Here is a 23,148-nt window from a genome sequence, read left to right as displayed (position 1 = left end):
CTTAATCCTCCCCCAGCTTAATAGCCTGATGAATTTTGAGGCGCGAGAGCATGTAGCCCAGAATAACAAGCCCGATTAATATCGTTGACCCAACGAAGATATAGATTCGGATAGAGTCGATCGGATCTACCATCACCCGGAACGGCGGCACCAGCTTCTGCGCATCAAAGGCATTCTGGAACAGAGGGACAAACAGCCGGCTTGTCGTTAATCCCGTCGCCAGACCAATGACAATCGCCGCTCCGGACGTCAGCAGCTGCTCGACGGTCAGCATGCCGATCAATTGGCGCAGCGACAAGCCCATCGCCCGCATAATGCCGTTTTGCAGCATCCGTCCGCGCAGAATTAAGGTCCAATAGAGCAGGAAGCCCGCAAAGCTGATAACAAGCGAGATGATAAAGCCAAGCGTTAACGTACCGTTCACCGCCATCAGGAATGGATCGGATTTGGCTGTATTCAGCTTGCTTCTCATGTCGGCAATATCGACGATAGCCAAATTCTTGTCCTCAATATCCCGGTAAAGGTCATTTATGCTTGCGTCCGGCTTCATCTTCAGCCATACCTGATAAGGCTCAAGCGACAAATAGGTCTGAATCTGCTGGCGGCTGCCAACAATCAATTTCGGCGCAGGGGTCTCCGCGTCGCGCGGATTCGGATTAAAGGTCGGGAAATAATCGACCACCGCATAGATGACAAACGGCTGCATATCTATGCCTTCCCAGCCTACCCAGACCGTATCTCCGGTCTTCAGCTCCTCTTCATCGGCCAATGTCTTGGAGATCAGCACCGCATTAGGCGCCGCAGCCATCAGGTTCAAATACTCATAAAACGGATAATCGAGCAGGCCGTCACGGAACCAGGCCGTCTGACCGAATTCATCCGTATCAATGCCGATCAGCTTGGCTGAGCCGGAGCCTTTTTCGGTACTGTAGGACGCATTGTCATGTATCAATACTTTTGCCGTGGCGTCGACGCCCGCCAGCTTCGTATAAGGCTCAAATGGCGGCTCCGTATAATGGATAACCGGTTTGGTGAGCGTTACGGCCGCTTCCTGCTGCGGCCCTCCACCCGGCGTCTCCGGCGGCTTGTCATTTGGCCAATTCGCCTGCAGCACGACGTCCGCGCCGCTTGAATACCGGATCCGGTCCTCCGAGTTATGATTGATGGTGCGGGCGGCGCTCGCGCTAAACATCCCGGTTGCGATCGTCATCATCAGGAACACCATCAGGAACTGGTAGCCTGCGCTCGAACGGCCCACCTGAATGAGGGTCGCATACATGGAGGGCGGCCACCACCTGCGCCCGATCCAGTAGATCAGTCTCAGGAAATAAGGATATACCCTAAGAAGCAGCATGCCTCCGCCAAGAATAAATAACGCCGGCACGGCAAATTGCAGCGGATCGATATGGAGCGCCTCATTATCCAGCCCCAAGGTTTGCAGCGTCTTCATCCGCTCATGGAACACCTTAAGACCGTACAAGGAAACGGCAAGGGCAATCACATCAAGGAACAGCTTATGCCAGAACGGCGTCTGCTGCATGCGCGCCATCTGCTGCTTGTGGCCGACAATCGTCGTTTTGGTCGCGAAGATAACCGGTACAAGCATAACAATCAGGGCAGTGACCGCCGCCGCCGCGGCATACATATACACTTCACTGTTCAGATGGACGCGGATGCCGGAACGCTGGACGAAGGACATGAAGCCGTTCGAGGAGCCCAGCACCTTGGTCAGGAACAGTCCAAGCGGCGGTCCCGCGGCAACGGCTATAGCGCCAAGCAGCGTATATTCCGCCAAATAGGACAGCATAATCTGCCAGCGGGCAGCGCCGCGGCTGCGCAGAACGGCGATCTCGTTCTTCTGCCGGTTCGTAATCAGGTTCGACACCATAAAGACATACAGGCCAAGCATGGCCAAGACCGGTACGTTCAGCGACCACATCAGAATCCGCAGGTTTTCGGAGCTCTTGAAGTAACGATCGATGACATCGACGTACTGCGCTTCGAGCGTGTAGTGATAGTTAGACTTCACCTGTGCCCTCATCAGCTCTGCCGCCTGCAAATAACGGTCAATATTGCGAAGCTCCAGATCCTCGTACTTCGGTACGATATGCCAGGAATTCGCATTCACGAGCAGCCGGTGCGTCTGAATAAATTCCTTATCCAGCACATCGCTGTTCATGACTAGCGAGTTCGTGAATCCCCCCAAATCCGGCGACAGGAAGAAGAGATCGTCATCCTCTTTCTTTGTCATGATGCCAACCGGCTTCACCTTGACCTTGGTTTTGTTCACGTCCTCGAAGACAAACACCGAGCCCAGTACGGTATGCAGCGTATTTAAGCCTTTCTCCGTCACGAGAACTTCATACACCCCGTCCACCGGCTTATCCGCCGGCATCCGTCCGTCGACCAGCTTAATATGCTGCTCGAGACCCTTAACGCTGGCCAAGCTCGTGCGGTATACCTTGTTCTTTTCCCCCGGAGGAGGCGGCAGCTCGGCACTAAGGTCGAAAGCGGATGTGATCAGATCGGAAGTCCGCTCAATCAGATTAACGGGAATAAGCGGGAGCACTTTTTCCTGCATAAATTTCTCGTTATTGTGCATCTGCTTGATGCGCTGCTCTGCGTTGTTCACCCCGATATAGGTAAACCGCATATTCATGGTGCCCGGGTAAGAGCTCAGCTGCGAGGCCTCCAGCTCCTTCACCAGCATGCGGGACAGAATGGCCTCCGTATACGTCGGAATGCTCGAGACTAAGCCGACTGTAATAACAAGCCCGATCAGCAAGCTGAGCTCCAGCCATTTGTTTTGCGTCATTTTACGCACAATCATGGACAATAAAGCCACAGGTAAGCCTCCACTTCGCAAAAATGTGGTATATAACGAATTAGTTCAGAACGATCGTCTGGCCTTCCTTCAGCCCGCGTGCAATTTCAACCTCTGTTGACGATTGGATGCCTACCTCAACATCCACTTCCCGCAAAGCCTTCCCGTCCAGCACGCGCACGAACGTACGGCCCAGATAGGAACGCAGCCCGCTCTTCGGAATTAGAACCACATTCTTGTGCTCGACGAGAACAATGGATACGTTCGCGCTTGAGCCGATCTCCGCATCCTCCGGAAGCTTGTCTATGTTCACGTACAACGTGCTACTGTATTTCGCCTTCAAATCCGCATCCGTTGTGAGCGGCGCCGAAGACGGGGTCTGCACAACCTTGCCGATGGCTTCGTAATTGTTGCCGGCCGTAACGACGGCGCTCATGCCGACCTGAACCTCGCCGATGCTGCCGGCATCCGAGGAACGGTAAGAAAAGCGCAGCTTCGAAGGATCCGCCACCCGCACCAGCGTCTGATACGGCTGCACGAAATCCCCTTCCGCAATATCCTCGACAAACACGACCTGGCCGTTCATCGTTGCGCGCAGCTTGCTCTGCTCCGCCGTCTGCTCCAGCTTGTCCAGCTTCAACTGCTCAATCTCCAGCTGCAGCTGCGCAATATGGATCTCCTGCTCATTGCCGCCCTTCTTCGCCTGCTTGAGCGCAAAGTCTGCCCGCTCCAGCCCCAGCTTCTGCTCCAGCGTCTGCACATCCAGACCGTCTACCGCAAGCTCGGCAAGCACGTCACCCTTCTTCACCGTGTCGCCGGAGGATACGTACAGCTTCTTCAGCCGGCCGCCCTGCGCTTTGAATTGGGCCAGCTCGCTTGCCGTTGATTCGAACACGCCCGAGCCCTTCACCTCGCGGCGGATATCGCCCATCTTGACCTGCTCGGTCGAATAATTCTGCTCCGCCGGCTTTACGAGCGGCGGCTTCAGCGGCTCTTCCTCAGCCGGAATAAGGGAACAGCCTGCAAGCAGGGACATACTAACGATTAGTGACATCGCCAAACTAGAGTTTCGAAGCTTCAACAATGGTTCCATCCTCCAATTCATAGACTTCATCCACGATTTCCATAATGGCCGGATCATGCGTTGTCATCACGACCGTCATGCCCTCTTCGCGCACCAGATCGCGCAGCACGCTTAGAATATGCAGACCGGTCCGGCTGTCTAGCTCCGCAGTAGGCTCATCCGCGAGGAGAAGCTTAGGTTTATGGGCAATTGCCCGGGCAATCGCGGTTCGCTGCTGCTCGCCGCCGGACATCTCGAACGGACGGTGATGCATGCGCGGCTTAAGACCGACGTAATCCAGTGCCTGCAGTGCCGCTTCCTTCCTGGCCGAGGCCGGAACGCCCGCAATCCGCATCGCAAACTCAACATTCTCGTAGGCGGACATCAGCGGAAATAACGCAAACGATTGGAAAATCAGCCCCATCTGCGTTCGCCGAATGTCCCCCCGCGCCTTGTCGGACAGACCGCTTAACACAACGCCGTCAAAATCTACGGTTCCCTCCGTTGGCTGGTCCAGTGCTCCCAGCAGGTTTAATAGCGTGGTTTTCCCGGAGCCGGAACGTCCCTTCAGCGCTACTAGGCGCCCCCTCGCAATCGATAGATTAACGCCCTGCAAGACAACTGCAGCGCCGGAGCCTCGGCCAAACGTTCGCTTCAAGCCTTCCACCCGGAGCAGGGTCTGACCCGCCGTTTGCGGCTCATAGTCCCTTGCTTCATGAGCAGAATCCGTCATTCTCCTCAACCCCTTTGTTCCCTCTCAGGTATAATCAAGCTTTTCTATTATGTAACCGCTGTCAAATTTCGTCGTTGCTTTGGATTTTACAGGAACTTACAAAGGGTGTAAATCCCATTTTTATAAGCTTAGTAGCAATCCGCATAAAGGCAGCAAAAAAACCTTTGTCGAGGCATGACGAACAGAAGCGGCCACGCGCCATGGGGTATTTATGCCGGCCCCGTAAAAAAGAGCACGCCGCAAGGCATGCTCTTTGACCATTCGCTTATTTTCCAAGCCTCGCGCAATAACGGAAGAAAGGCTTCAGATTCTCCTGCTGCAGCAGCGGAACGGCTGCTTCAATCTGCGGAATTTCCCAATCCCACCACTTCACCTGCATCAGTCTCTCGATGACGTCGGGCGGGAAGCGGTATTTAATAACGCGGGCAGGATTGCCGCCGACAATCGCGTAAGGAGGAACATCCTTTGTCACCAGCGCATGCGTGCCTACAATAGCTCCATGGCCAATCGTTACCCCGGACAAAATCGTAGCGTAATGACCGATCCAGACATCATTGCCGATCGTCACATTGCCGTTAGTCTTGGCACCCTCCGTAAAGTACTGCGTCATAAAAGCGGTAAAAGGAAACGTGCTGACCCACTCATAATGATGGTTGCCGCCCAAAAATATCGTCGCGGTGTTCGACACCGAACAAAACCTGCCGATTGTGGCAATCGTATTTTCCGTCCACGACAATACGATTGGCGTGCCCATCGTATAAGGACCAATAAACAGTTTATTGTTGACCTGGCGTGGAGGCAGCGCCTCCAAAATCGTCTTCATATTACTCACCGGCAAATCATCCTCCGACCTATCAGCTTGCATCGCTTAGGAGCAGTATATTCATAGAGCTCTCCCCGCGTACAGGCTGTACCCGGCAGGCAGCAGCGGATATATGACAACGGCCGGCATGCCTTGTCATCCTCGCAAGGGATCAGTATGATGGGAATATTGGAATTGGAATGGATTTAGGCAGAGGGGAAAGTGAACGGTATGAAATGGAGCGCAATAGAGCAGCTGGGAGAACGCGGACTCGTTCTGCTTGATCGGATGAACGACTTCTCGGAGGAAAATCCGTTGTATGCCTTTGCCTTGGACGAGCTGCTGTGCAGAAGCACGGGCCGCGGCGGACCGGCGGTATGCCATCTCTGGCGCCATCCGCGCGCCTTCATCATGGGTCTGCGCGACAGCCGCCTGCCGGGTGCCGGAACGGCCCGGGACCTGCTGGAGACTGCCGGCTGGGCAACCGCCGTCCGCAATTCGGGCGGGGCTGCGGTTCCGCTGGATACAGGAGTCGTGAACCTGTCATTAATATTGCCAAAGAGCGATGTGCTCGATTTCCACTTTCAGGACAACTTCGAGCAAATGTACGAGCTTATCCGCCTGGCCCTGCAGGGAACTGGCCGGCAGGTCGACAAGGGCGAGATCGGCGGAGCTTATTGCCCCGGCGATTTCGACCTGAGCATCGGCGGCTACAAGTTCTGCGGCATCGCCCAGCGCCGTCAGGCTCATGCGATTATCATTCAAGCCTTTATCGTAGCGGAGGGCTCCGGGGCGGAGCGCGCCCGGCTTGTCCGCTCGTTCTATGATATTGCGGCTCCCGGGGCGGCTGCCGCAGACTTTCCGATAGTGACTGACGGCAGCACGGCCAGCCTGGAGGAATTGGCAGGCCTTGGCCAAGAGGCATCGCATGCTTTCGCGGCTGCCGTGAAGCAGGTGATCAAGGCAGCGCAGGCGGGGCAGCCTCCTGTAGGCAGCCTGATCCTGCCGACGGCGGAACAGGTCCGCGAAATGGCGGAGACTTTGCATAATCGCTATGCGATATAACGCTTGAACGAAAAACAAACAAGACCTGCGAGGGGTCTTGTTTGTTTTTCGTTTATATGATCTCTTTATGTGAAGGTTAACGATGTGCGACATCGCTAAGGTCAACCACGCACGCTCCTCAATCGACAATCTCCAAATCGTCTCCCAGCAGCTCCATAAGCCGCGGTATTACTGCAGCTTTGAAATGCTGCGGGTCGGAAGCGGATATATGCAGCACCATACCGTCATGCTCTTCCGAATGATCGAGGAAATATCGATAGTCCCCCACCTGCTTGTCGCGATCGACAACGGCACAAGTAAACAACCAGTCGGTCAGCTCGAAGGACTGCAAGACCTCCTCTTGCGAGTTAACCCGGTACCACAGGATGTTCTTCAGATATACGGGACGGTCATAAGGCAGCAGCCAAGTCGAATTGGTGTCCGCCAGCCGGCTGTTCACGAACACTTGCGCAGCAGGGTCAGCATCTTCGAGCGTGTATTTGCCTTGCAGCTTGTACACGGCGGAGCCGATTTTTTGCAGCAGCTCTTCATTTATTTCCTCTAACGGGACCTCTTTAAAATAAGCGAGCAATTGATCCATGACGGTCCCGCTCGCCTTCGGATCACGCTCCGGCGCATAGTGATGAAGCAAAATCTCCTTCACCTGCGCGCTAATTGCCTGGTCCGGATCATGAACGGCACCCGCATGAAACGTCTCCGCGGCATCCTTGATTAACTCCTCTTTGTGCGGATCCTTATCCCTGTCCCAATTCGTATAGGAAAAAAGAATATCCGTTTGCGGCTCCCGAAAAGCGAGAATGACCTTTGCCATCTTTTCATAAGCATCCGGTCCAAAGCCCTCTTCATATCCCTGCTCCAGGCGAAAAGGATACGTATTTGCGATCAGCTTCAAGCTGCTTCCTCCTTACATAAACAAGAGTGCCGATAAGCATGTTATCGACACTCCCATACCTGCTAATTGTCCGATTTGTCCCCGATCATCTCCAGCAGCGCAATCGGAATGTTAAACTGCTGATTGTCGATCTGCAGAAGCTTGAGCTGTTCCTCGGCATCGATCACGTTATCCGCCTTGATCTCGCCCATCTCCCTATGCAGACGCTCCATCTGCCGGTCAAGCGCCGTTACCGATTCCGCGGCGGCCTTCAGCTCCTGAACAAGACTATCCGGCACCGCCGCATTGTATTTGTAGAAAATTTTATGCTCCAGGCTTGCCCAGAAATCCATTGCGATCGTCCGGATCTGCACCTCGATGCAGACGCGCTCCACGCGGTCGGACAAGAAGACCGGCACCTCAATGAGCATATGCAGGCTCTGATAACCGTTAGGCTTCGGCTGCTTGATATAATCCTTGACCTCAAGCACCTTAAGATCGGACTGCCTTTGCAGCATATCGGAGATCAGGTAGATATCCTTAATAAAAGAGCAAGTAATGCGAAGACCGGCGATGTCCCTGATATTCTCCTTAATGCTTGGCAGAGAAATATCGAGGTTTTTGCGAACCAGCTTATTCATTATGCTTTCCGGCGACTTCAGCCGGGATTTCGTATGCTCGATCGGATTATAGTCATGGAGCATCTGAAATTCTTCCTTCAGAATTTCAATCTTGGTCTCCATTTCGTCCAGCGCAAACTTATACGTCATCATAAACCGCGTAATCAACTGTTTTAGTTGTTGGAATTGCGACACACTGCTAAGAAGATTCATGCTTCTTGCCTCCTGGCTCCGGCCTCCTCCTAATAAGTGACCGGTAGTATTCCTATTCAGTATAACGCCCGCAGGACAGCAATCGCAATTTTACTGCCTATAGCCACTCTCCCTTGGCAACCAAGAACACCTTGCCGCCGATTTTAATATCAAACTCTCCGCCGTTCTTCGAGGCATCCATAAGCAGCAAGGAGTCCCGCCCAATCGAATAGCCCTGCTCTACCCGCAGCTTGATATGATTCGCGCCCAAGACCTGGTGCTCCAGCAAATATCCCGCCAGATTGCCGTTGGCGCTTCCCGTCGCGGGATCCTCATAATAGCCGGTGTCGTTAACGAAGACCCGGACATGCAGATCGTTCCCCTCTTGAAGCGTTTCTTGCGTAAATACGAGAATATTGGCATCCGCCGTCTCCTTCAGGAAGCGCTCGAACCTCCCATGATGAATAGAGCAGCGCCGGGCAGCCTCCAATGTCTTTACAGAAACGATAACCGCGGGCAGACCGGTTGATGCTACTCGGACCGGGAAGCGCGCATCGATATCCTCCGCATCGATTTGAAGGACTTCCGCAATAACAGCGGGCTCAATAGCATCGCCAAATACGGGCTGCTTCTGGGTCATCCATAATACGGGCTCGCCGCCTTCAGAGAAGGTAACCGGAATTTGTCCGACTCCAAGGTTCAAAACAACAGGCCCGTCGTTATCCCGCTCGAATAGATGCCGGATAACGGAAGCCGTGCCGAGCGACGGATGTCCCGCAAACGGAATTTCAACGTCAGGGGTGAAGATGCGCACGTCATATCCCCCATCCGATTGCTTGCCCGACATAATAAAGGTAATCTCGGAGAAATTGAATTCCTTCGCGATCCGCTGCATTTCAGAGGTATCCATCTCCCCCTCAGGCAGCAGCACCGCGAGCTGATTCCCCTGGTATTTCTTCTCCGCAAACACATCCACCATATAAAATCGCATCATGATCCTCCTCCCGAAAATACAAAAAGAACGCCCCCGTTTCTTCCACGAATACGCCCTTCTATGTAAAACCCTATAAACGCTCTATCCGGCGAATCACCTGGTTCACAACCTCCGAGAGAACTAGGCCAATGGCGATTGTGCCGGAGATCATAAAGGCTTTAACGCCAAGCTGAACCGCGATATCGTACTCGTTCTCCACAACCTTGCGCATCGCATCATAAGCAATGCCGCCCGGCACAAGCGGGATAATGCCCGCAACGCTAAACACGATGATCGGAGTCTTATACAGCTTGGCAAACAGCTGGCTAATAATCGCGACGATGATGACGGCTACCAGCGTTGCCGGAATCGCCTCCAGCCCCATCTCCGTGCAGGACATATAGAGCAGCCACCCGACCATTCCGACAATGCCGCACTGGGGAAGCGTCTGTCTGGGCGCATTAAAAATCAGACCAAAGGCTACTGCTGTTATAAAGCTCAAGACGGCATGCTCGACCCAGGACATGCTTGTCCCCTCCTCACCTTAATAAAATGACAATGCGGCCGCGATACCCGCTCCAATCGCAAAAGCGGTCAGGAATGCCTCTACTCCCTTGGACAATCCGGATACCAGATGCCCTGCCATCAAGTCCCGCACGGCATTGGTAATATGCAGCCCCGGCACAAGCGGCATCACGGAAGCAATAATGACCGAGTCCATATTTGTGGCTGCCCCGCTCTTCACAAGCAATATAGCCGCTCCGCCGAGGATCAGGGATGCCACAAACTCGGCAAACAGCTTGACCGGTACCAGCCGGTGCAGCAGCACCACGCTCGTAAAGCCTAATCCTCCGGCTACGACAGCTGCCATAAAATCATGCCACCTTCCGCCGAACATCACAAGGAAGCAGCCGCTTGCAAACGCGGCAACCAGCACCTGAAGCCAGACCGGATAAGCGTTGGGCTGCTGATCAATCTCCGTCAGCAGCCGGTGGGCTTCGCTCACCTCCAGCTTCCCTTGGCTGATCCGCCGCGAAATATCATTCACGAGCGTCACCTTGCGCAGATTTGTCGAGCGCTCCGAGATTCGAATCAGCCTCGTCGTTGGCACAGAGGCATCCATTGCAAACAAGATGCCCGTTGGCGTCACGTAGCTCTGCGCATCCGCAATACCGTAAGCGGCGGCGATCCGCACCATGGTATCTTCTACCCGGTACGTTTCGCCGCCGTTTTGCAGGATGATTTTGCCCGCGAGCAAACAGGTCTGCGCAATCAAATGATACGAACTAAGAGGCTGCTCCATCACTGTTGTTGTCATGGTCAAACTCTCCCTTTGCCAATGTTACGTCGCAGTCGTCACCGAAGGCTCCGCGTGATCCCGTTTCACCAGTGCATGCCTCTCCCAAGCCCTGCTCCGCCAGCGGAAGAACATCGCAAAGGCACGAAGCCATTCATCGGCGGCAATAGCAAGCCAGATACCCGGAAGACCCATGTCAAGCTGGAATACAAAGAAATAACCAAGCGGCAGGCTCATGCCCACCATCGATACCGTCCCCGCCAATAGCGGGAACTTTGCGTCTCCCGAAGCGCGAAGCGAGTTCACGAGAATAATGTTGATCGTGCGTCCAGTCTCCAGAATAACGCTGTACAGCAGCACGTTGGCGCCAAGGCGAATAATCTCCGGGTCGTTTGTGAACATCGTCATCAGCTGCTCGCGGAAGATCATCACCACCGCAATCATCACCGCGGTCGATGCGGAAGCCCAGCCCGTGCTGTACCATACCCGGTAGTAAGCATCCGTCTGGCGGCCAGCGCCAATCATCCGTCCAACAATAATGGATGTGCCTAATCCGATCGAGAAGGCCATTAAATAAATGAACTGCGAAACATTCGCCGCATACTGACGGGCAGCAAGCGACTCTTCGCCAAGGAAGGTAGCATAATACAGGAATACCATCTGGCATCCCTGATACATAACCTGCTCAAGCGCGGACGGAATGCCGATTCTTAATATTTTGCCAATATAAGCTTTGGATAATGTGAAATAATAACGCATCTTCATGCGAACTTCCATAATGCGGTACAGCATCCAGAAGAAGACGACAAGCGCCAGCGCACGGCTGATCACCGTCGAAATCGCTGCACCGTGAACTCCCATCTGAGGGAACCCAAAATGGCCAAAGATCAAGGCGTAATTGCCGATCAGATGGATGATGTTCATTCCGACGGATACGAACATCGCTTCCTTCGTAAAGCCATGCACCCGGATAATGGCGGATACCGAATTAATGAGCGCCTGAAGGAAAATAAATCCGCCAACGAAGGACAAGTACGTCTTCGCGTGTTCCAGCACTTCCCCGTGCAGATTCAGACTCTGAAGAATCATGCCGTTAAACGCCACAAACGCAATGCTAAGTACGAGGCCAACCGCCAGGTTAAGCGTGACGCTAAGCGCCGAGATTTTGGCGGCTTCTTTCATTTTCCTCGATCCGATGTACTGCGCAACCACAATGGATGCCCCGTTACCGATGACCTCAAGCACGAGCAGTGCAATAAACAGATATTGATTGGACGCGCCAACGCCCGATACCGCGTTATCCGAGATCGAACTCAGCATAAACGTATCGGCCACTCCCATTAGCATAAATAACAATAATTCCAGAAATATCGGCCATGTGAGGAAAAATAAATTAAACTCCTTCGATGGCTTTTCCGCTTGTGCGGCCGTCATGATGACACCTCTTCTTAAGTCAAATTCTTCTGCGGCAGCTCCTTCAGCACCATTACAGCCGCACCGGCTGCAACAGCTTCTTCCTTAAGCAAACCCTTTGAAAACAACGGCTTATACTGCGGATAATAATAGGTATGATTTCTAGCTACCTCGACGGCCTTCTCGAACACACTTTCATGCGCATTAATAAGCGCTCCGCCGAGGATCACCTTCTCCGGGTGCAGCACATTAATCAAATTAGCCAAACCTATACCCAGATAAGCGGCTGCTTGCTCAAACTTCTCCTGCACCATTATATCACCGGCCGACAGAGCGTGGAGCAGCTTCTCAAAACTCCAAATTTCGCCTCTGCCGCTCTGCAGCGGCAGCGATCCCGCCGCCGCAAGCTCACGGACCTCGCTCTCGATCGCGTGGACGGATACGAATGACTCCAGCGCCCCGCCAATAGAGCTGCCCGGCTGCAAAGGATTGCCCGCCTGAATGATCATCCGGCCAATGGCCCCTTCCATATCCGTCGCTCCGTAGACGAGCTGGCCGTTCGACATCACGGCCGAACGGAGGCCGGCGCCCACATGCACATACAGCATATGCTGGTAGTGCTCGCTCCTCAGCGCCCAATGCTCCCCGACCAGCGCGGTATTTGCGCCGTTATCGAGCAGCACCGGGAATCCAAGCCGTTCCTCCAGCAGCTCGCAGATCGGCAGGTTATGCCAGCCCTGGGCAGGGAAATAAACGGGGTCCAGAATTAGACCCCGTTCCCGGTCAAGCGGACCTACCGCCCCAACGCCCATTCCGACAATGCTAGACTCCGCGAGGCCATGCTCCTGCATAAACCTGCTGACGGCGGACTGCACCCGCTCCACGAACACATCCGGCGTCATGCTCTCATCCATGGTCCAGCGTATGGCCGACAGCCGGTTCATATGCATGTCGTAGAGACCCATGGACGAGTAAATCCGCGAGATTTCGAGTCCAAACAAATAGCCGTACGTTGGATTCGTCTCGTATAAGATGGGTCTTCTGCCGCCGGTAGAGCTGCCCCGCCCGCTCTCCTGCAGCTTGTTATCTTCAATCATCTCTTCGAGCAAGCGCGTCATGCTGCTGCTCGTCATCGAGAATTCCTTCATCAGCTCGGCCCGCGATACGACGCCCCGCTGAGCGATATAGGTATAGACCCGATTGGTCGGCGTCTTGTTCATGGACATAGTCATCTATCCGATCCTGTTAAGATTACAGCTGCTTCTCCGCACCGTCCATCCGGTTGTTTTGCCGGAACTCGGAAGGGGTCTCCCCGTACTTCTTGCGGAACAGCTGCGAGAAGTGGCGCATGTCCTGATAGCCGATCCGCTCGGCCACATCAGCGAGCTTCAGCTTCGGATTAAGCAGCATCTGCTTCGCTTGCTCGAGCCTTAGGCCAATGACGTATTCCTTAAAGCCGGCCCCCGTCTTCTGCTTGAACAGCTGGCTGAAGTATACCGGATTCAGGTACACGACAGCGGCAACCTTCTCAAGCGACAGATCGGCATGATAATGCGTGCGAATGTATTGAAGCGCAACCTCAATCGATTGGTCGCTGCCGCTTGCATAATGCTCATATACCTGCGTGGAGGAAGCTTGGCGCATCCGCTGCACTTCGCCCGGCACCGCATTGATATCCTTAATCACGTCGGTATGCATGATCTGGAACGGTACGCGCAAATATTTGATCAAGTGCGTGCGCAGCTCTTCCAGGAGGCCCGTTATCGCTGCTCCCTCGGGAAGCGTAACTAGGCCAAGCAGACTCTTATTATCATAGATGGTCACAAAGCCTTGGCCATGCTTTTCGATCAGCTCGCCAAGCACGTTCTCAATCATGAAATGCTCCAGCTGCACAACCTTGTCGCTCTCCATCTTGACCATAATGAGATTGAAGTGCGGATGGCTGTCCATAAAAGGCTTCATATCGATGCGCCCGATATCAAGACCTTGTGCCCAGCGCTGGAACACCGCTTCCCGCAAGTAATTGCGGTTTGTCTTCAGAAGCTCCGCTTCCTCCATCAGCTCCCGCTCCTGCTCGATCTCTTTGCTTATCTTCTCGATCATCTCCGCCAGCACTTCCTTGCCGATTGGCTTGAGCAGATAGTCCTTCGCCCCAAGCCGAACCGCCTCCTGCGCATAGCTGAACTCCGAGTAAGCGGATATGACGACCCACTTCACGCTCGGATAAATGCCGCGGGTCAAATTCATGAGCTCAAGTCCGGTCATGCCCGGCATCAGAATATCGGTCAGCACAATATCAATCCGGTGCTTGCGCAGCTGGGCAACCGCCTCTTCCGCGTTGACGGCGAGATAGGTGCTGTATGCCGGAAACCGGTTGTTTAATGCCCGCTGGATGCCTTCCCGTATAACGTTCTCGTCATCTACGATTAATATGTTCATCGCCCGTTTTACCTCCTATAGCAGGCAGTGGTATTGCGATAATAATCGTCGTTCCTTTTCCTGATTCGCTTGAAATTCGCAAGCCATACGGCTCGCCGTACATCAGCACAATGCGGCGGTGCACATTCGGCAGGCCGATTCCTCTTCTTCCTCGCCCTTGCTGCGCGGCATTGTAGTTGCGTCCGGGACTGGAGTCTTCAAGCATGGCCTGCAGCTTCTTCAGTTCCTCTTCATGGATGCCAACGCCGTTATCTTCAATAACGATACGCAGTTCATTGGCTTCCTCATCGGCTATTGTCGATACCCTTAGCAGTCCCGGGCGGTCGAGAGGCTCAAGGCCGCTCTTCACCGCATTTTCGATGACGGGCTGAATCGTCATCTTCGGAACGATAGCATCAAGCCAAATGTTGTCCACCTGGATTTCGGTGCTTACGCGCCCGACCAGACGGTTCTCGATAATCGTCATGTAATGCCTCATTTGCTCCAGCTCCTGGCGGAGTGTCGTCTTCGATGCTTCCTCCCAGTCACTGCTGTAACGGAACATATGGGACAGCGACAAAATAACGCGTCCCAGACGGTCATTCTCCCGCTCGTCCAGCATCCAATAAATCATGTCCAGCGTGTTATACAAAAAATGCGGGTTCACCTGCGACTGAAGCGCCTGCAGCTCCGCGTTTTTCTCGCTTATGGAGGAGAGAGTGATCCGTTCAATCAACTCGTCGATCCGATGAACCATTCGGTTAAAGGAAGAGACAAGGCTGTTAATTTCCTCGAAGGATTTGACGTTCACCGCACCTCTGAAATTACCCAGCTCCACCTGCTTCATCTCCCGGATCAGCAGCTTTAGCGGCGAGGAGATGTTGCGCGAGATTAATGTCGCCAGCATCGTCGAGAGCAATATGACGGCAATAATGACGGCAAGCAGATACAGTCTTGTCTGAACCAGCTCTTCGCTGATGTCCGACTTAGGCGTCAGCCCGAATACCGTCCATTCCGCAACGGCTGTTTTGGCAGCAACAATTAAGTGATTGGTCTTATTATCAACAACGATCTCATTACCCTTAGGTCTAGGCAACCCATTAAAAGAGGGTACCGCCTGCGGCTCGCCAGTTGGTTCCATCGACAAATCATCCTGATTTTTATCCGTCGATGCGATTACGCCATTGTTCTTATCAACAATAAAGACCCGGCTGTTTGGGCTGATCGACGCGTTAGATAAGGCCGATAGAATCGGATTTGGATCCGCCTCGATCAAGACAATACCAACAGGCTTATAATTATTAAGATCAAACAGCTGACGTCCAAATACAAATACAGGCTCCGGCAGCATGCTGTTAATAACCGAGCCTTTCATCAAGCCAAGCCATACCATTTCGCCTTTAGAATTTTTAAGTTTGCTGTACCAATCAGCAGACGTGTAATCCTGATTGACTAGGCCGGCGAACCGCCGCTCATAGTTGTACAGCTTTCCGCCATTGGTCATGACATGGATGCCTACAATATCATCTCGCGAAAAGTATGCGGCTCCAATAATATTCGTAATCGCCCGTTCATTCATGACACTGACGTTTATATTCTTCTCATTGTCTGCTTCCTTAAGCAGTCTGGTCAATTCATAGTTACTGTTAAGTGATTTGGTCACGCTGTCATATCCCTCTAGAAGCAGATCAAATAACCCTACCGTTTGGGAAACGTTCTTCTCCGCAAGATCGCTGATCTTTGAATGAATAATCTGGGTTGTCTTCTGATAATAGAGGAAGCTAACCAAGATGAGCAGCGTCATCATCGATGAAAACAGCAATAAAAACAAACGATTCTGTATAGAGTGCATTCCATGATAGCGCGCCAACTTTGGATCCTCCTAAAAGAATTATCACGCTTTTTGTGATAATTCTACATCGTAAGCATAAAAAAATTGCACTAATACTCATTCCCTCATTGTAACACATGGCGAAACGGTTGCGCTGACATTTGGCAGCTCAACCGTTCCATAGAAAAAGATTTACACTGCTTAAAATTCAAAAAAGCGGAGAAGGGGATTAACCCTTCACCGCGCCTGCTACCATACCTTTAGTAATCTTATCTGCGAGCAAGAAGTAAATAATGATAACCGGCAATGCCCCAAGCACGAGGAATGCGCCGATCGCTCCGTAGTTAACCGAATACTGGCTGACGAAGCTGTATACCCCGAAAGGCAAAGTCTTCAGTCGTTCACTCGAGATAAATGTTGCTGCCAGGATGTACTCATTCCAAATGTTAATGAAGGTCAGAATACATACCGTCATCATTGGCGGAACCGATACCGGCAGGATAATGTTCCAGAATATCCGGAAGACGCCTGCTCCGTCCACGATTGCCGATTCTTCAATCTCATTAGGAATCGACTTCATAAATCCGCTTAGAATAAATACGGCAATTGGTGTCTGGAATGCAATGTAAGGCAGAATGAGCGACCAATGCGTATTCAGAATATGCATGTTCTTGAAGATAATCATCAGCGGCAGCAGTGTCGCCTGCATCGGAATCATCATCCCAATCAGGAACATAACCATAACTGCCTGACCGTATTTCCACTTAAAGCGGCTGATGGCAAACGATACAAGCGAGCTGAGGAACAAAACGCCAACCATTGTTATCAATGTAACTTTCAAGCTGTTAAGCAGATATTTAACGTAATTGCCCGACTCCATCGCAGCACTATAGTTGCCCCACTGTAGAGCATGCGGCAGAGCAAAGAATTGGCCGGACAAAATTTCTTCGTTAGTCTTTAACGAGTAGATAGCCAGCCACAAGAGCGGATACAATTGGGTGACTATCAGAGCTGACAGAAGAACCCACATCAATATTTTCCCGATCGAAAATTTTCTTTGCGGCTTTATTCTTGGCAGCGCTGCTGTAGTTGTACTTTGGCTCATAGTCGTATCCCTCCTTCGTTACGTGTATTTCCGTTCCAGACGGTTGAATCCATAGTTGATAACCACCGTTGCTACAAGACAGACTACAACCAGAATGGCTGCAATGGCACTTCCGTATCCGTATTTCATCGACAAGATCGACATTCTGTACATATGAGTCGCGATAACGTCCGTTGCGTTACCAGGACCGCCGCCTGTCATAACCATAATCATGTCGAACGATTGAAGCGAGCCGATAAAGGCAAGGACAATCGAAATTTTGAAGATCGGAACGTTCATTGGCAGTGTAATATACCAGTCAGCCTTCAAGCCTTCAGCGCCATCAATCTTGGCGGCTTCGTAAATATCCGACGGAATGTTCTGAATACCCGTGAACTGAATGAGAGTGTGGTAACCAAGGTATTGCCACAAAGCAACGAAGTACAAGCTGTACATCGCGATATCTGGATCCGTCAACCACTGTTGGGACCAGCTGTGCAGGCCTACCCAGTCAAGCACCTGGTTTAGCATCCCGCCCATGGACGCAGGGTTGTAGATTGTTTTCCAAAGTTGTCCGATAATAACAACCGACAAAATTACCGGCATAAAATAGCTGGATACAAGGAAATTCGGCTTCTTTACGAAGCGGCTAAGCAAGATTGCGACAAACAAAGCGATTGGAATTTCAAGCATGGAAAATACGGCAAACATTAAAGTATGGCGTACAGCCGGCCAAAATACGGCATCATGGAATAACAATTTGTTGAAGTTGTCCAGGCCAATAAATTTTGATGAGCCGATCCCGTTCCATTCAAGCGTGCTGGTATACAAGGAAACGATGATTGGAACAAAAACCAGACAGACATAGAGTATCAAACACGGCAGCACGAACAGCGCTATCGTTAACTTCGAAACCTTCAGTACGTTCATCTCGTGTGCCCTCCTATCTTTTAGCTATTTTTTAACATCCGTACAAAAGGGGTTCCTGGGAGAGAACCCCTTTCGCACAGTATGCAGCTTTTTATATCTCTATCTTTTGTTTAATGCTTATTTATTGCTTTCGTAAGCGGTTTGGTGCTCTTTTGCAACTTCAGCCGAATCTTTCTTCTGAACGAAGATGTTTTGGATGGAAGTCAAGTGGCCTTGGGAAGTACCAGGGTTCATTGTGTTATCGAACGACAGGTCGCCGCCTTTAACATCTTTGAACAGGTCCAGTACACTGATCGCCATGTCGGAATAGCCGGCAGCTTTGAAGTCGCCGTCCACTTTTTGAGCAAGACCTACCGCGCCTTTAACCGCGAATGCTTCTTTAGGGAAGTTCAGCATGAAGTAGTTCAGGAAATCTTTTGTTTCTTGCAGGTGTTTGCTGTCTGCAGAGATCGCGAATGCGGAACCCGGAGCTAGCATGAATTGGTTAGGGTCGCCTTTGCCGTTAACCGTAGGGAATTTGAATACGCCTACTTTATCCTTCAGAGCTTCAGATGTTTCGATACCGCCAGTTGCCCACGAGCCCATGTAGTACATTGCAGCTTTACCCGTTTTGAAAATGTTCTCGCCGGCGTTATAGTCGAACGATGTAACGCCTTCTTGGAACGCTCCTGCTTGAATCAGGTTTTGCATAGCGTCTACAGCTTCAACGAATGCTGGATCTTCGAATGTTTTCTTGCCAGCTGCAACATCAGACAGGAAGCCAGGGCCGCCGTTTGTGCGAAGCAGGATGTTCATGAACAGGAACGAACCCGTCCAAGTATCTTTTTCGCCGATTGCCATTGGCTGAATGCCTTTAGCTTTCAGGGTTTTAACGTCCGCGATCATTTCTTCGAATGTTGTCGGCGGGTTAGCGATGCCAGCTTGCTGGAACAGATCTTTGTTGTAGTAAACAACGCCGATGTTGTTGCCGTCAGGCAATGCGTACAAGTTATTGTCGAATGTATAGAAGTCAAGAACGCCGTCTTGGAATGTATCTTTCAGGCCGTTTTGCTCAACCATGTCGTTCAGCGGCGCAAACAGTTTTGCGTCAACGTAAGGCTGCATTTGAGCTGCCGGGTTAACGATTGTGATGTCCGGCACTTCATGCGAAGCTGCTTGCGTTTTCAGCTTTTGCTTTTGTTGGTCGGTATTCAAGGAGTCCAGCTCGATCTTCACGTTTGGATGATCAGTTTCGTATTGTTTTACGATCTTTTTCATCATGCCGTTTTTCGGATCCGTTGGATCTGGATAAATGTTTTGGAAAGTGATTGTTACTTTTTCTCCGCTTGCAGGTTTCTCTGTAGCAGCGTTAGTAGCGCCGCCTGCATTGTCGGAAGCTGGAGCATTGTTGCCGCCGTTGTTGTTCGAGCCGCAAGCTGTCAGGCTGAGTGCCAAGGAACCCGCAAGTACAAGACCAAGAACACCCTTGATATTCATTTTAGCCATTTGTTTATCCCCTTTGTTTGTGATGTCCTTATTATCTTTAATTCTGCAAACCCTTACAATGTGTGAACTTAGGATATGAGGTAGGTTTTCTTTAGGTCTTGAGATTCCCCCCCTAAATATCCCCCACTCGAATGATGTCGAACTTTAATTGCCTGTGCGGTTATTATTTGTTCTTTTCAGAATCGAATATCCCCCGGAAACCGGATTGCCAGCGAATACCGGATACGGTTTCGGATACGCCGGAAAGCACAAAAAAGAGCTGCACCCCCTGGTCCTAGCATGACCAAGGAATGCAGCTCTTGTATTTATAACTCTTATGAGTTCATTATGCCGTGATTTTATATTGCTTCTTCCATTTGCTGAAGTGAAGCTTCATGCCTTTCATCTTGCAGTATTCCTTAAGCGGAATCATAACGCCGTTTGGCCCTTTGTACGGCTGCTCCTTGAAGGCTGCTTCCCGACCGTCCAATTGCACCGTAACCGCCGCATCATTCATGTCCAGTGCCTTGAGCTTCTCCATCAGCTGCCTTGCGGACTCGCCTTCCCTCGCCCCGTTCACGCGGAAGCCGTTCGTCTGCCCGCGGACGTTAATGCCTTCTTTGACCGTGAAGGAGATCGAGATTCCCGCTTCCTTCAGAATATCCAGCACCTCGGCATTATAAGCCCCGTAAGGGAAAGCGATAATTCCCCTTGTGTTGCCCAGCTCCTCTTTCAGCCGCTGTTCGGCTTTCTCCAGGTCCGTCTTCACGCGGGCGTGGTATTCCTCGTCCGTCTCGACCCGCTGCTCTTTCTTCAAATATTGATGGCGGGTCAGCACCGGCTTCGTTAAGCCATCGGCGCGCATCACGCCGTATTTGTGGCTGTCGTATGTATGATTATAGAAGGACATGCCCGACTTCTGCATTTCCCTCATCTGGCTCCAAGTCATCTTCGGACGGCCCTTTTGCTTGGGTTTGTCCGCATGATCCGCTCCCGAGACGATAACGAAGTTTACCGCAGAATAGCCATGCTCCTTCAATACAGGATAGGCTTCGGTGTAAAAGCTTTCGTAACCGTCATCGAACGTAAGCAGCACCGCGTTGTCCGGAACATTGCCTTTGTTTTCGATAAAATCGGCGTATTGATCAATCGAGATTACATGGAATCCGTCTGCCTTAAGCAGCTCCATCTGTTCCTTGAACACATCCGTCGGAATGGCCGATTCCGCCTCCGCGCCTTTTGTTTTCATCGCCGCCGTTTTCGTAAAATCATGATACATCAGTACTGCTACCTTATCCTTATAATAAAGGCCGCTGCCGCCGGCATCCTTCAGCGTCCATTCCAGCTTGGATTGAAAAGTTGTTTCCAGGAATGAGGCCGGCACCATCGGCTCGCCATCGACCATATCCACCGCCGGCGTTTGCTTGACCTTCTCCCCGTTGACGTAAAAGCTGACCGACTTATTCCTTGCCGGTGCCGAACAAGATACGGCTAGGAGCCCCAAACATAGGAGTATTAGAATACCATTTGTCCAAAGAGCTGCTCGGGCACGAGTCATTCACTTATTTCCCCCTAAATATCAATCGATTACATAGTTTTACAAAAAATGGGCAACGTAAGGCAAAAAAAATATGCATGCAAGCATACCTACTAGACGCAGCACATTGCTGGAATGTTGCTCCATTATGATAAAATTTTAATATAGAATCTATTATATATGGAGGGCGAAAAAATGAACATTGCTATTTTTGGTGCGTCAGGACGGGTTGGTTCCTTGATTTGTGCCCATGCCCTGGAGGATGGACATGCGGTTACAGCTCTCGCCAGAACGCCGGATAAATTAATAAAGTTAATAGATAATGAGGCTGGGCTGAAGATTGTGGAAGGGAATTCCACGGATGCGAACTCCGTTCGCGAAACGTTGCGAGGAGCAGATGCCGTCCTCAGCGCGTTAAATACAGACGGCGGATCCGTCTTGTCAGGCAGCTTCCCTCTTATTCTGGACAGCATGAAACAAATGGGGATCAAGCGGCTTGTGGCTATTGGCACGGCAGGAGTGCTGGACAGCCGCTCTGAACCCGGACTGCTCCGTTATCAGTCAAGCGAATCAAGGAGATCACTTACGCGGGCTGCCGAGGAGCATCATGCGGTATTACGCCTCTTGGAGAATTCGGATCTCGACTGGACGCTGATCTGCCCGACTTATTTGCCGGACGGTCCGGCTGAGGGTGGTTACCGGGAGGAACGCGGCTATTTGCCGGAGAACGGATCGAGAATCACAACGGGCGATACCGCTGCTTTTGCCTATGCCCAGCTGTTCAGCGGGCAATATAACCGTGCCCGGGTGGGCATTGCGTATTAACTTTCAATTCCCTTTGGAGGTCAAGACACAGAAAAGCCGGGGCTGACGCATGATGCGTCGGCCCCGGCTTTATTCGTGTATTAAGAACCAAGCAGCGATTGGATTTCTTCGTTGATTTTCTCCGGCGTTACATTTGGACCAAACCGCTTCACGACTTTGCCTTCTTTATTGACCAGGAACTTCGTGAAGTTCCACTTGATCCGTTGCGAACCAAGAAGCCCGCGCGCGTCTTTGGTGAGCTTCTGGAACAGAGGATGGGCCGTGCTGCCGTTCACATCAACCTTCTCGTACAACGGGAAGTTTACGCCGAAGTTCAGCTCGCAGGACTGGGCAATCTCCGCATTGTCTTCCAGCTCCTGATTCATGAACTGGCCGCTTGGGAAGCCTAACACGGCAAATCCATCCTCCTTATACGTGTCATGGAGCTTCTGCAGGCCTTTGAATTGCGGGGCAAACCCGCATTTCGTTGCCGTATTCACAATGAGCAGCACTTGACCTTTGTAGGGAGCCAGCGTTTGTTTCTCGCCTCGAATGGTTTTTACCTCGATATCGTACAGGGACATTTGAAAGCATCTCCTTTTAGTTAAATTGTTATTGATTAAATTGTATAAAATTTATTGTCCGTTGTCAAAGCCTGTTTGTTCCTTTGACACGTTATGGAGGCAGTGCTACAATACAATCACCCAATTAATTGCATACAATTTATATAGAGATGGATTTCTAAAAAGGGGGTTGCGACAGCTATGAACAGCGAGGAATTAATGAAGCTGGATAACCAGCTATGTTTTGCCTTCTATGCATGCTCGAGAGAAATTACGAAGCTGTACCGTCCACTTCTGGCCGAGCTTGGCCTTACCTATACCCAATACATTACGCTGCTTTCCCTGTGGGAGCAGGATAATGTATCGGTGAAGGAGCTTGGCGCCAAGCTTCTTCTGGATTCGGGCACACTTACTCCGCTGCTCAAGAAATTGGAGTCCATGGGACTTCTGACAAGAGCACGGGATAAATCCGATGAACGGCATTTGGTCGTACGCTTGACCGAGCAAGGACAGCAGCTCCGGGAGAAGGCTTCCTGCGTGCCTCTCCGGTTATTTGAAGGCACCGCGGTTGAGCCGGAGGAGCTATTCGCCTTACGCAAGCAAGTGCAGTCTTTAATGAGCAAGATTAACGAAGCGACCTAAGATCGATCCTATTAAGGAGCGG

General features: G+C 51.6%; 21 protein-coding genes. 3 read left to right on the top strand and 18 right to left on the bottom strand.

The window, feature by feature from the left end:
- Position 1 precedes the first annotated feature (1 nt).
- From M3194_RS11255 to M3194_RS31260, 4 genes are all read right to left on the bottom strand, one after another.
- Positions 2–2,845, bottom strand: coding sequence for an ABC transporter permease (locus M3194_RS11255; RefSeq protein WP_251653536.1), 2,844 nt, complete (start codon positions 2,843–2,845; stop codon positions 2–4).
- A 40-nt stretch (positions 2,846–2,885) separates the two neighbouring features.
- On the bottom strand, positions 2,886–3,908 hold the full coding sequence (locus M3194_RS11250) for an efflux RND transporter periplasmic adaptor subunit (protein ID WP_251653535.1): 1,023 nt from the start codon (positions 3,906–3,908) through the stop codon (positions 2,886–2,888).
- The gene (locus M3194_RS11245) at positions 3,886–4,620 is read right to left on the bottom strand and encodes an ABC transporter ATP-binding protein (RefSeq protein ID WP_251653534.1); all 735 of its coding nucleotides are present in this window, start codon (positions 4,618–4,620) and stop codon (positions 3,886–3,888) included. The genes M3194_RS11250 and M3194_RS11245 overlap by 23 nt, the downstream gene beginning before the upstream one ends.
- A 265-nt stretch (positions 4,621–4,885) precedes the next feature.
- The gene (locus M3194_RS31260) at positions 4,886–5,443 is read right to left on the bottom strand and encodes a CatB-related O-acetyltransferase (RefSeq protein WP_285889238.1); all 558 of its coding nucleotides are present in this window, start codon (positions 5,441–5,443) and stop codon (positions 4,886–4,888) included.
- Between the two features lie 210 nt (positions 5,444–5,653).
- On the opposite strand from M3194_RS31260, the gene M3194_RS11235 reads away from it, so the two are divergent.
- Positions 5,654–6,487, top strand: coding sequence for a lipoate--protein ligase family protein (locus M3194_RS11235; protein ID WP_251653533.1), 834 nt, complete (start codon positions 5,654–5,656; stop codon positions 6,485–6,487).
- A gap of 118 nt (positions 6,488–6,605) precedes the next feature.
- On the opposite strand, the gene M3194_RS11230 is transcribed toward M3194_RS11235, so the two are convergent.
- The 13 genes from M3194_RS11230 to M3194_RS11170 form a co-directional block, all read right to left on the bottom strand.
- On the bottom strand, positions 6,606–7,379 hold the full coding sequence (locus M3194_RS11230; protein WP_251653531.1) for a condensation domain-containing protein: 774 nt from the start codon (positions 7,377–7,379) through the stop codon (positions 6,606–6,608).
- 62 nt (positions 7,380–7,441) lie between these two features.
- Complete coding sequence (locus M3194_RS11225; protein WP_251653530.1) at positions 7,442–8,191, bottom strand: GTP pyrophosphokinase; 750 nt, start codon at positions 8,189–8,191, stop codon at positions 7,442–7,444.
- Positions 8,192–8,288: 97 nt separating this feature from the next.
- Complete coding sequence (locus M3194_RS11220; protein WP_311290446.1) at positions 8,289–9,164, bottom strand: PhzF family phenazine biosynthesis protein; 876 nt, start codon at positions 9,162–9,164, stop codon at positions 8,289–8,291.
- Positions 9,165–9,234: 70 nt separating this feature from the next.
- Positions 9,235–9,669, bottom strand: coding sequence for a threonine/serine exporter family protein (locus M3194_RS11215; RefSeq protein WP_251653528.1), 435 nt, complete (start codon positions 9,667–9,669; stop codon positions 9,235–9,237).
- 18 nt (positions 9,670–9,687) lie between these two features.
- Positions 9,688–10,461 (bottom strand): threonine/serine exporter family protein, encoded by a 774-nt coding sequence (locus M3194_RS11210; protein ID WP_251653525.1) that lies wholly within the window; start codon positions 10,459–10,461, stop codon positions 9,688–9,690.
- A 24-nt stretch (positions 10,462–10,485) separates the two neighbouring features.
- Positions 10,486–11,874 (bottom strand): MATE family efflux transporter, encoded by a 1,389-nt coding sequence (locus tag M3194_RS11205; RefSeq protein ID WP_251653524.1) that lies wholly within the window; start codon positions 11,872–11,874, stop codon positions 10,486–10,488.
- A 14-nt stretch (positions 11,875–11,888) separates the two neighbouring features.
- Positions 11,889–13,085, bottom strand: a complete 1,197-nt coding sequence (locus M3194_RS11200; RefSeq protein WP_311290441.1) for an ROK family protein — start codon at positions 13,083–13,085, stop codon at positions 11,889–11,891.
- Positions 13,086–13,104: 19 nt separating this feature from the next.
- Positions 13,105–14,292, bottom strand: a complete 1,188-nt coding sequence (locus M3194_RS11195; RefSeq protein ID WP_251653523.1) for a response regulator transcription factor — start codon at positions 14,290–14,292, stop codon at positions 13,105–13,107.
- Positions 14,270–16,123, bottom strand: coding sequence for a cache domain-containing sensor histidine kinase (locus M3194_RS11190; RefSeq protein WP_251654233.1), 1,854 nt, complete (start codon positions 16,121–16,123; stop codon positions 14,270–14,272). The genes M3194_RS11195 and M3194_RS11190 overlap by 23 nt, the downstream gene beginning before the upstream one ends.
- A gap of 208 nt (positions 16,124–16,331) precedes the next feature.
- Positions 16,332–17,132 carry a carbohydrate ABC transporter permease gene (locus tag M3194_RS11185; protein WP_397334309.1) on the bottom strand — a complete coding sequence of 267 codons (801 nt, stop codon included), beginning with the start codon at positions 17,130–17,132 and terminating at the stop codon, positions 16,332–16,334.
- A 93-nt stretch (positions 17,133–17,225) separates the two neighbouring features.
- Positions 17,226–18,116, bottom strand: coding sequence for a carbohydrate ABC transporter permease (locus M3194_RS11180; RefSeq protein WP_251653516.1), 891 nt, complete (start codon positions 18,114–18,116; stop codon positions 17,226–17,228).
- 117 nt (positions 18,117–18,233) lie between these two features.
- On the bottom strand, positions 18,234–19,601 hold the full coding sequence (locus M3194_RS11175; RefSeq protein ID WP_251653514.1) for an extracellular solute-binding protein: 1,368 nt from the start codon (positions 19,599–19,601) through the stop codon (positions 18,234–18,236).
- A gap of 325 nt (positions 19,602–19,926) precedes the next feature.
- Positions 19,927–21,138: a polysaccharide deacetylase family protein gene (locus tag M3194_RS11170; RefSeq protein WP_251653513.1), complete on the bottom strand. Its 1,212-nt coding sequence runs from the start codon at positions 21,136–21,138 to the stop codon at positions 19,927–19,929.
- Positions 21,139–21,312: 174 nt separating this feature from the next.
- Here M3194_RS11170 and M3194_RS11165 point away from each other — a divergent pair, with 174 nt between their 5' ends.
- Positions 21,313–21,942: an NAD(P)-dependent oxidoreductase gene (locus M3194_RS11165; RefSeq protein WP_251653511.1), complete on the top strand. Its 630-nt coding sequence runs from the start codon at positions 21,313–21,315 to the stop codon at positions 21,940–21,942.
- 80 nt (positions 21,943–22,022) lie between these two features.
- On the opposite strand, the gene M3194_RS11160 is transcribed toward M3194_RS11165, so the two are convergent.
- Positions 22,023–22,505, bottom strand: coding sequence for a glutathione peroxidase (locus M3194_RS11160; RefSeq protein WP_251653510.1), 483 nt, complete (start codon positions 22,503–22,505; stop codon positions 22,023–22,025).
- A 180-nt stretch (positions 22,506–22,685) separates the two neighbouring features.
- On the opposite strand from M3194_RS11160, the gene M3194_RS11155 reads away from it, so the two are divergent.
- On the top strand, positions 22,686–23,126 hold the full coding sequence (locus tag M3194_RS11155; RefSeq protein WP_251653508.1) for a MarR family winged helix-turn-helix transcriptional regulator: 441 nt from the start codon (positions 22,686–22,688) through the stop codon (positions 23,124–23,126).
- Positions 23,127–23,148 lie beyond the last annotated feature (22 nt).

Source organism: Paenibacillus glycanilyticus (assembly GCF_023715145.1).
Lineage (GTDB): Bacteria > Bacillota > Bacilli > Paenibacillales > Paenibacillaceae > Pristimantibacillus > Pristimantibacillus glycanilyticus_A.
This window is presented reverse-complemented; position numbering and strand designations above follow the sequence as displayed.